Genomic DNA, 10,114 nt, shown 5'->3' on the forward strand with positions numbered 1-10,114 from the left:
GGGGAGCTGGTATGAAAAAGCCCCCCGCACGAGGCGAGGGGCTGCTATCACGAAAGACAACTTCGTTGAGGAATTAGAAACTGAAGGAGTTGGTAATCATCCATTCCTGGACAGGAGCTCTGCGCGCGGCAGCCCAGGTTTCGTTATCCGGTTGCACGGAGATCGGAATGAGGCTGTCGTCGGCGAAGGCGTTCTTCACGTTGATCTGGATTTTCCAGTCGATGTTGTCCGACAGCTTTTTCCGGTAGCTCGCCCAGAGGTCTATGAAGTCCTCGGATGGGCCATAGATCGGATTTGCGATATCGAATCCGAACAGGTCGCCTTCCGGCACGAGTGGGTAGCCGATGCCGACCTTGTCCTGCCAGCGGTAGCTGCCGCCGATGCCTACGCCCTTGAGATTGCCATCCTTGAAGGAGTAGTTGGTGACGACGTTGTAGCGCCATTTGCGAAGCTCGGGAACGGCGGTGCCTTCGGAGAGCTTCATGGCGACGTAGTTCGCGCGCCAAGGCAGGTACATTTGGCTGAAGATCGGGTTGCCGCCCCAACGGGTGATATCGCCGGCGGGGCCGGAGAGCTCGGTATCGAGGTAGTCGATGAAGTCGTTGATCAATTCGCCGCCAACGTTGTTGTTACTGGCTTCCGTCTTGGACATGTTGAAGGAGATTCTCCAGTTGTCGGTCGGGTTGGCGATGGCCTCGAATTCGTAGCCTTCTGAGATCGTGTCGGATGTAACAGCGAAGTTAGCCGGCGGCGTATCCGAATTTGAATACTGGTAGACGGTATCCAGATTGGAAGGAGCCCAGGCTGCAGGATCGCTGATATAGGTCGAACGGTTGGTGAGCTGGTCCAGCGGAGTTACGTTGGTGATGCCCCACGCGTCGAGGAAGCCGCTTGCGGTCAAGTCGCCTTGGATCTTGTTCCAGGCTTCGATGATCGAATCTTCAAGGGCGAGCTCTTCGGGGGAGTCCTCTTCGACTTCGTACTTTCTGTCGCTACCGACGCTGTAGTAGTTGGAAGCGCGGTTGCGGTAGCTGGGTTGGTCCCTGGTGTCGTAGGAGTAGCCTCCGAGGTCGTAGAGGTAGATGTTTCTCCATTGCAGACCGTTGGCGATGATATCGCCAAGGGCGCCGGCTTCGAGCGAGGAGGAGGCCAGGTTGATCTCCGACTTGTACTTGATGGCGCGAAGCGAGTAGCGCTGGTCCTTGGTCGAGAGGACGAATCCGTAGTCTTTGGAGGTTCCGCTCGGATTGTCGATCGGAGTGCCGAGCAAGTCGCTGCGGACGTTTCCAACCTCGAAGTTGCTCGATTTGTTGTAGGTCAAGCTGAGGTTGAAGGGCAGTGGGTCGTCGTTCAGGATCTTGTTCAAGTGCAGGACGAGTCCGCCGCTGACCGACTGGTCCTTGAGGATCTTGCCCGCTTCGTACTGGGCGGGGAGACCGAAGGCGTCGGGGGAGAGGTCGAGTCGACCGCGGTTGCTTGCGATCTTTTCGGCGACGTCCTCGCGGCTCTTGATCTCGTCCTGGCGCCAGCCGAGGGTGGTGACGAGCGCTCCGTCCCAGAGGAAGCCCTGCCAGGTGCCGGCGATGGAGCTGGTTTCCCGCTGGTCCATTTTCCAGTCCGTCAGAAGGTCAGGATTTTGGCCCATGCCGTAGTTGTTGACTACGCCGACGGGGTAGCGGGTCCAGCTTTCGTAGTTCGCGGGGTTGGATGCCTGGGTCCATCCGCCCTCGGGAGCTTCGTCGCTGAACATGAGCTGCGCGGCGGCGGGCAGCGTGCTCGGTCCGGCCCAAGCTGCTCCGGGGTCGACGCCACCGCCCGCGATCCACTTGGGATTAAAGAGGTAGGCGTTGGCGCTGGTGTTTTCGAAGGAACGGCCCTGGATGCCAGGGATGTTCGCCATGGAGGCGGAGGAGGTGCTGATGAGGCTGTCGCCTAGGTAGATGATGGACATCGGCGGGCGGTTGTTGATGCCCGAGCGGGATCCATCCGTACCGTTCCAAAACGCGTCCCATGTCTGGTCGGTGGAGTTGTTTTGCCAGCTGCGGGACTGGGTCTGGAAGTCTTCCTCGCTGGAGACCGCGTTGAAGCGGTGCTTGCCGAGGATCTTTGCCAGCAGGCTGTCCGAGTCGAAGAAGTCGTCGGCCCGTAGTTCCGCGAAGAGGGTGGCTCGCAAGTATTCGCGATTGGTCTCGTAGGAGCCGCCGCTTCCGCCGCTGGAGGTGACGATGTAGGGGCGTCCAACGTTGGGATTGGGGCTGCCGTCTTCCCAGCGTTCTAGGATGTCCATGTTGATGCGCGGACGCCAGCCGAGCAGGCCTTGGTTGGCTCTGCTGTAATCCTGCTGGTCGTAGATCACCTGGAAGCCGATGCGGTCGTTGAAGGCGGTCTGCTGGAACTCGAGGTTGATCGCGTCGAAGTTCTCGTACTCTCGCTTGGTATCGCCGTCGATCAGGATGTTGTTGTAGTCGAAGACTCCTGTGTCGGTGATGGTTTGCGAGCGGTATTGTCCGTACTCGTTGAGGTAGAGGTCAAGGTCGTCCGCAACGCCGCTGAGGCTGTTGACTCCGACGAAGGGGCCGGAGTAGCGCTTGCCGATGAGGCCCTCGCCGGCGCCGCGGGCGGAACCGTCGGGGTTGAGGGCGCCGACGTTGTAGAAGCCGCCGCGCACGTCTTGGAGTTCGCCGGTGCCGCCGTCGAAGATCCAGTAGGGCTGCTGCACGTTGTACAGTCCGCCGCCGAGGTAGGGCTGCCATTCCGCGCCGGCTTCCTCCTTGTCGCGGAGACGTTCCGCGTCGAAGAGATCGCTGACGAGAACCTTGCCCATGCCGCCGAAGGGATTGCTGTCGCTTACTTCCTTAGGGGCGAACCAGGCCGATACGCTGTCGTAGGGAGGTACGTTGCGAGGGCGGTTGGCTTCGATGTCGCCGGTTTCGTACTTGGCCTTGAAGGTGGTCTTCATGGAGTCGTTGCCGAAGAGGTTCGGCTCGTACCGGAGGGCGATGTAGGCGCGGTGGTCGTCTTCGAAGGCGGGATCCTGCTGGAACTTGCGATCGTCCATCAAGGCGGCGACCCGTACCGAGAGCTGGTCTTCGATCAAGACCTTGTTCAGGTTGACGCTGGTTCGGATGGATCCGTAGGAACCGAACCGAATGGTGGCGTTGCCCTCGTTAGTATAGGAGGCGTCCTGAAGGGAGGCGTTGATGATGCCGGCCGGCTTGCCGAGGCCGAAGAGGATGGAGTTCGCTCCGCGCTGCACGTCGACGCGGGTTACGTTGTACCCGTCCCATGGGATGTTGGAGACGAAGAAGTCGCGAGTGTTTTCGGCGGCGCTGAGCCCGCGGACGCGATTGTTGGAGTTAGGGCTTTGCAGGGCCGCTCGTTCTTCCACGTCGGTTCCGTTTCCGGTGCCCGCGTAGGTGCCCTGGGTGCCGCCCACTTCCGCATTGGTCGTGTACTGGAGCAGGGTGGTGTTGTCCGTGGCGCCGACGTCCTTGAGGAACTCGTCGGTGTAGACGGAGATGGCGGAACCGACGTCCTTGAGGTCGGTGCGGATGCGCGTGCCGGCGAGGGTGCTGCTGGCGCGGTAGCCTTCGTTGTCGTCCGCGGTGACCTCGAAGGGGCTGAGCTCGAAGACCTCCTCGTCCGCGTCGTCCTGGGAAAAGGCGAGCGGGGCGAAGCCGATCAGGCCGAGCGCGCAGGCGAGCCGGAGGGATCGCTGGCGATCGGGCGCAGTGTTGTCTGTAGCTTTACGATGCATAGTTGTAGCTTGTTTTGGGTATGGGTTCGTTTTTTTTCGTTTTGCCGCTGGCGTTTGCCATTGGCGAAAAGGGGTAGAGTCGAAAAGGGGTGGGGCGGTGCGGCGACAGGGTGAGTCGTGCGCTGGAAATCGGCGATAGGGGTAGGTAGCAGTGGTTTGGCTCGCGGGGGCCCGGAAATTCCGGGGAGCGTCGGTGGGTAGGCCGCTAGGCGAGGGGTAGGCGTTGGTGGGGATTTTTGGTTTTAGGACCGAACTTTTAGCATTTCTGAGGCTTATCAACCTCGTGTAAGGTAGACGTTGAATTTTCCGACTAGGTGCGTGGATATAGCCGTGTTATGACTAAAGTTATAGGTAAGGACGTAATCGGGACTCATCGTTTTGAGCATGAAATCCGGATATTTTAAGCAACGAATTTTACATTCGTTAGACGTTGACCTGCCTGTTTTTTCGATATGGTGTCGAGTATTGCCCCAACACCTCTTTGATTCCCCATGAGCGTTCGAAAAATTGCCAGTAAGCTAGGCCTGTCGCCTTCCACGGTTTCCCTTGCCTTGCGCAGCAGCCCGAAGATTTCCGCGGACACGAGGGAGCGGGTTTTACAGGAGGCGGAGGGCCTGGGCTACAAGCCTAACGCCAAGCTGAACGAGCTGATGAGCCACTTGCGCCTGAATGGGAGCGGGCCGACGGTGGCTTGCTTCGGGGTGATTTCCTTCTACGACACCCTGCGGCCCTGGGAGGGGTCACGGCACCTGACTGCGGTCTACGAGGCCATGCGATCGCGGGGCGAGGCTTTGGGGTATCGTTTAGAATCCTTGGGATTGAAGGCTCCCGGGATGAACGCGGCGCGTTTCAGCTCGGTTCTGGACACGAGGGGGATCCAAGGACTGCTCTGCTTCGGCAGTCCGAACTTCGAGGAGGAGTTTCCCAAGGAGCTAGACCACTACGCTGTCGTGACGATAGGGCTGAGCATTTCGACGCCCTTGCATCGGGTGACTAGCCATTTTTTCAACGACCTGTATCGCACCTTGGAGCGCCTTCACGCGATGGGCTACCGGCGGCCGGGGCTCTTGTTGAACGAGTACGAGGAGGGGCGTACGGCTCATTCCTATCCGAGCGCTTACTTGGGGTGGTGCGAGCATGCTCTGGGCAACGCTTCGCTGATGCCGATCTTGCGCACGGCGGAGGTGAGCGCGGAGCCTACCTTGGAGTGGGTGCTCAGCAACCGCCCTGACGTCATCGTCTGCGTGCACCATCGCCGGGAGGTGGAGAAGCTGCAAAAGATATTGGAGGGCAACGGCATGGAGGTGCCTCGGGACGTGGGGATCGCCGCGGTTACGCAGCTTTTGGACGGGACGCGTTTCTCGGGGATGCAGCAGAACCAGCGCTTGATGGGGGAGTGGGCGGTGGAGCTTTTGGTCTCGCGCATCATGAACCAAGATCTGGGCATTCCCACCAATCCGCGCATCGAAATGGTGGAAAGCGAGTGGATTGAGGGGGAGACGCTGCTTCGGCGCCAGTGGCGCTAGGGCGGCCTAGGGATTGTTCCCAGTCGAGGGCCGGGCCGACGCTGTTTCGGTTGTGCAGCCGCGGGGCGAGGCTTAGCGTTGACCTTGTTTTCTTGCATTTTTTCTGACGAAACCTCTACTGGCGGCTCGATTTTTTGTAGGCGGCCAAGGGGGAGTTTCCCGAGGACGGCTGCAACGAGCCACAATTCCGATGTCGATAAAGAACAAACCAAAGATGTACCTGCACAAAACCGATCCCGCGGAAGCGGCTCCGGTCAAGCGGTCGTACGATGCCGCCTTCAAGCCCACCGAAGCCTATCGGGAATCGATGCCGGACATCATGGAAGCGGTCGAGTCGGAGCAAGGCGCGGCGGTGCCGATCCAGCAGGTGGGCGTGTCCAACTTCAAGCTGCCCCTCACGGTTCGCGGCGCCGACGGCAAGTTGCTCACCCTGGAGGCCAGCATCACCGGATCGGTCTCCTTGGAAGCGAATTTGAAGGGAATCAACATGTCCCGCATCATGCGTTCCTTCTACGAGCTGAAGGACGAGGTGTTCACCATCGACACGGTGCGCACGGTGCTGGACTTGTTTCGGGACAAGGTGGTGGCCTTCGACGCCCGCATCATCATCCGCTTCAACTACCCGATCCTGCAACCCAGCCTGCGCAGCGGCTTGGAAGGGTACCAATACTACAAGTGCGCCTTCGAGGGACGCTTGTCCAAGGACGGCACCTTCGAGCGGCTGATCCACTTCGATTTCGTCTACTCCTCTGCCTGCCCCTGTTCAGCGGAGCTGGCGGAGCACGCCCGCGACTTGCGCGAGGCCTACTCGATACCGCACTCCCAGCGCAGCAAGGCTCGGGTCTTCGCCAAGGTCGCGGACGGAGCCAGCCTGGACATCGAGGACCTGCAGCGCCATCTGGCGACGGCCCTCAAGACCGAGACCCAGGTCATGGTCAAGCGCGAGGACGAGCAAGCCTTCGCCGAGCTCAACGGAGCTTACATCAAGTTCGTGGAAGACGCGGCCCGCCTCGTCTACGAGCAGCTTGCCAGCGACGATCGTATTGCTGATTTCCAAGTGGCCTGTTCGCATCTGGAGTCGCTGCATTCGCACGACGCGGTCTCGGTCATCTGCAAGGGCGTGCCCGGCGGATTCCAAGCGGATTTCTCGGATTTCGACTCCTTGGTTTGCTAATGAAAATTCGCGCAAGTTTTCATTGATCTTCGCGGAGTGGCTGTTCACATTGGCCGCTCTTTCAAATTCGGGCTATGGCGCAGCCTGGTAGCGCGCTTGTCTGGGGGACAAGAGGTCGTGGGTTCGAATCCCGCTAGCCCGACCATTTGAAAAGAAAGCCTCTTTCGTAAGTCATTACGGAAGAGGCTTTTTTGTGCCTTGCCACCCCGCCCCGCTGAGGCGGGGCGGGGTGGCAGGGTAATGGGGAGGAGGGCGGCTAGGTTCGCCGCAAGTACCTCGCCGTATCTTTTATTCGCGTTTCTGCGTTGAGGTGAAATCGATCTTCCCCTCGTGGCGGAGATGTCCCTGTTTGGTTCATCCGCGATCGCAGTGGGATTCGTGAATCGTAGGGTCTGGCGCTTGCGCCACGCCGCATTACCTGAATCGCTCCTTTCCCTCCTGCAAATGCGGCTTACTGGCTTTCGGGAAGCGCAAGCTCTACGACGCCCGGCAAAATTGCGTTTCGAAAGGTAACCATCGATCGGCAGGCTCCACTGTCCAGGCTTTTAACCTAAAGCTAGGAGTATAGGGCAGTCGCGCGTTGAGTCATGGCTGCTAAACCTCGGGGCGAACCGTTATTCCAAGGTGTTCAGGGTCCAGGCTGCTCCGTAGGGGGAGAGGAGCTTGTTCATCGGGTAGGTGGAACTGTCGGCAGGATCCTGTCCCTCGTTGTTGTTCTCGCAGCGAAACCCCTCTTCTTGCGAATACGTGCTCCAGGACCATCCTAGGCCCACCGCGAATAGTCCGCCTCCGTCGCTTAGGTAGCGTTCGAGGGCGGCCAGTTCGGACGGGGCGAAATTGCCCCAAGCGTTGCCGATGACCACTCCTCCCGCTCCTCGAAGGTTCGCCGGGCTGAGCGGTTCGTGTAGAACCTTTACCGTGTAGCCCCAATCCCGCAGCTCTGCGAATAGCTTGTCCTGATCGTCTTGAGACTCCCTGCTGGTGAACCATTCGCAGTGACTTGCGGTGAAGAGGATCAGGTTGCTCTCGTTCGACTCGGTCAACCATTTGAAGGATTCCTGCAGGTTCTTTCGATTCGCCTCAGTATAGCGAAGAATGTCGTCGTGGCCGAAGGCCATGATTCTTCCTTTGTCATGGTTTTTGGATACGGCGAACGCATCCTTGCCCCGCCCCCAACTGTTCCAGTTCTGTCTGTCCAGAATCTCGATTCCGCCGGGAATGGAGTTCTTGGAAATGAGAATGTCGTCGGAGGTCTGGAGCTTGAGGGCGGGGCGAGTGCCGGGGATGCGTTCCGGTTGCTCCGCCAGCTTGTTGATCTTGTCGACGTCGAGGCTGTTAATGAGTCCGGTCTCGACCAGGAACTTCAGGTAGTTGGCCCGCTCCTTCGGGTCCTCGGGCTCGAGGGCCTTGAAGATCAGGTTCGACTCGAACTTTTGTCGCTCGAGCAGGGTTTCATGGTAGCCTTGCGATAGCGCGCCGATGCCAGTGCCGATTATGCCAATGAACGCCGTCGCGATCGTAATGGCGACGGGCGAGCTCCAGAAGCCTTTCTCCGAGTCTTTAGGGTTGGATTCCATCCGCCAGAGGATGTGTACTTTCTGGATTGATACAACGCCGAAATCCGCATGGCGCTAGGGGAGCACGAGGATCGGAACGCGCTTGAGAACCTGGGCGCCTTGGCCCGACATATATCGGATCTCTGCAGGTCCGGCTGCCTTGGGGGCTGTCAGCGTGAGCTCCTGGCCGGTCTTGGTGTCGGCGTAGCTTTGGTACTGGCCGTCCGGCAAGGTCGCCGGCACGAGGGTCAGGTAATCGCCTTTGTTGTCCGGTCCGCTCCAGTTTACCCTGATCGTTTCCCCTGCTCGGGCAGTGGAGGGGGCAGAGAGCGTTATTTCCGCTGGCACGACGCGTAGCGGGAAACGGCCGAGAACCTTTGCCCCTTGCCCTGTCACGTATCGCAGTTCGATGTCGCCCGGCTCGATCGGCGCGGTGATCTCTAGCGGCGAGCCTTTGCGGGTTTCCGCGTAATTCCCGTATCGTCCGTCGGGGAGGGATCGGGGAACAAAGGTGAGATAGTCGCCTTTGTTGTCCGGCCCGGTCCAGCTGACACTCACCACGGAGCCGGCGATCACTTCGTCTGGGGCTTGCAAGGTCACGGCGTTTTCGGTCACGAGCAGCGGACGGCGAGCCAGCACGGTTCGGGAGCGGTCGGCTACGTAACGCAGTTCCCACTCGCCAGCCTCGATGGGAGCGAGCAAAGGCAGGGGGCTGCCTTGCCGCGTTTCCTCGTAGTTTCCGTAGGCTGTATCAGCTGCGTCCATACGGACGATCGTGATGTAATCCTTGGCGTTGTCCGGCCCGGTCCAATCAACGGAGAACCGCTTCCCGGCGCTGACCTCGGCGGGAGCCTGCAAGGTGGCGGGGTCGAGAACCTCCTCGGCAGCTTGGCTATCTGGCTCGGGGGCGGGGGCCTGGCTTGCGGGCGGGGCGCTCTCTGCGGAGTCATCAACCGGAGGCGTCGGAGTCTCGTTACTTGGACGCTGGCAGCGAACGAACAGCAACAAGAGAAAGAGCAATAGGACAATTAGGACGCCAAGGATCAGCGGACGACGACGATGGGTCTGGGTCATAAGCGGCAAAATAGAGGTTCACCTAGGGTTGCTAGGGAACCGATTCCTCCCCAGCCAACTCGGGGCGGATTCTATTTTTGCCCATTGCGCGAATCAAGTACGATTTCGCTTTCGCGAAATGCGTCATGGGATTGTGGGCACGCTGGGCGAGCTCGACCTAAGGTATGCCTAACGAATCGATCGGGAGCGCTTTGTGTCCTCCGGAGCTGGGTCGCTGGACGCGATTAGGCTATGGGGGTGACGCCTTTTTTTAGGATGATGTTGCCGTACTTGGCGGTTTCGCCGGTCATGACTACGGTGTAGGCTTTCTTGGTGCGTTCGTAGAAGGCGAAGCGTTCGATGCGTTCGCTGGCTTGGGTCTCGGGCCAGGTCTTGCGGATGGCGGCGAGGTAGCCTGCCTCCACTGTGGGATCGAGCTCGTCCCCGGGCACGGCGGCCATCATGGCGAGCGGGTTTTCGACGTAGGGGTCGAGGATGAAAAGCGGCGAGATGGCGGCGAGCAGGTCCGCGATCTTTAGGCCGTCGGCTCGGATCACGTTGGCGTTGAAGGATTCGCCGGGGAAGTGGGCGTCGGCGAGGACGATTTCGTCGCCGTGGCCCATGCGGTAAAGGGCATTGAGCAATTCGGGGCTGAGCAGGGGAGATATTCCGATGAGCATGTTGTGTATCGATTTTTTGGTTTAAGGGGGGCGCTGGTTCCTGGTTTGGAGGAATGCAGCGCTCGCTGCGGCCGCCTGTAGCGCGAAACGGTCCGCAGGTCGCCAGAAGGAAATAGGGGCTCGCTCGCTTGGATCAAGCCGCCTTGCTGCGCGGCGTGGCTGGCGCGGGCCGCTGCCGTTGAGGCGTCGGGAAGGAGGAGGCGTGCCTTGGCTTGCGGTTAGGCTTGGAGCTCTTCGTCGAAGCAGACGGCGACCTTGCCGCACTTGCCGGAGGCCATGAGCGAGTAGGCGTCGGAGACGTTTTCGAGGGCGAAGCGGTGGGTGACGAGGTCGGAGGGCTTGACGCCCCAGCGCACGAGGCGCTCGAG

6 protein-coding genes, 1 tRNA gene and 1 pseudogene are annotated in these 10,114 nt (G+C 60.0%); 3 read left to right on the forward strand and 5 right to left on the reverse strand.

The genetic code is table 11. The features are described from left to right. Positions 1–73: 73 nt before the first annotated feature. Positions 74–3,757, reverse strand: a complete 3,684-nt coding sequence (locus QEH57_RS24020) for a TonB-dependent receptor plug domain-containing protein (RefSeq protein WP_309009352.1) — start codon at positions 3,755–3,757, stop codon at positions 74–76. 491 nt (positions 3,758–4,248) lie between these two features. Here QEH57_RS24020 and QEH57_RS24025 point away from each other — a divergent pair, with 491 nt between their 5' ends. The 3 genes from QEH57_RS24025 to QEH57_RS24035 all read left to right on the forward strand — a co-directional run bounded on the left by QEH57_RS24025 (position 4,249) and on the right by QEH57_RS24035 (position 6,602). Continuing rightward, a complete protein-coding gene (locus QEH57_RS24025) occupies positions 4,249–5,283 on the forward strand; it encodes a LacI family DNA-binding transcriptional regulator (protein ID WP_309009353.1) in 1,035 nt (344 codons plus the stop codon). A gap of 214 nt (positions 5,284–5,497) precedes the next feature. Continuing rightward, positions 5,498–6,457, forward strand: a complete 960-nt coding sequence (gene folE2, locus QEH57_RS24030) for a GTP cyclohydrolase FolE2 (RefSeq protein ID WP_309009354.1) — start codon at positions 5,498–5,500, stop codon at positions 6,455–6,457. A gap of 68 nt (positions 6,458–6,525) precedes the next feature. Next, a tRNA-Pro gene (locus tag QEH57_RS24035) sits at positions 6,526–6,602 on the forward strand. 469 nt (positions 6,603–7,071) lie between these two features. Here the strand turns inward: QEH57_RS24035 and QEH57_RS24040 are convergent. The 4 genes and pseudogenes from QEH57_RS24040 to QEH57_RS25035 form a co-directional block, all read right to left on the reverse strand. After that, positions 7,072–8,034, reverse strand: coding sequence for a hypothetical protein (locus QEH57_RS24040; RefSeq protein ID WP_309009355.1), 963 nt, complete (start codon positions 8,032–8,034; stop codon positions 7,072–7,074). Between the two features lie 54 nt (positions 8,035–8,088). After that, the gene (locus QEH57_RS24045) at positions 8,089–9,087 is read right to left on the reverse strand and encodes a hypothetical protein (RefSeq protein WP_309009356.1); all 999 of its coding nucleotides are present in this window, start codon (positions 9,085–9,087) and stop codon (positions 8,089–8,091) included. A gap of 224 nt (positions 9,088–9,311) precedes the next feature. Continuing rightward, complete coding sequence (gene fucU / locus QEH57_RS24050; RefSeq protein WP_309009357.1) at positions 9,312–9,746, reverse strand: L-fucose mutarotase; 435 nt, start codon at positions 9,744–9,746, stop codon at positions 9,312–9,314. Positions 9,747–9,964: 218 nt separating this feature from the next. Beyond that, a pseudogene (locus tag QEH57_RS25035) lies at positions 9,965–10,114 on the reverse strand (alcohol dehydrogenase); the annotation flags it as partial.

The sequence above is a fragment of the Pelagicoccus sp. SDUM812005 genome (assembly GCF_031127875.1).
Lineage (GTDB): Bacteria > Verrucomicrobiota > Verrucomicrobiia > Opitutales > Opitutaceae > Pelagicoccus.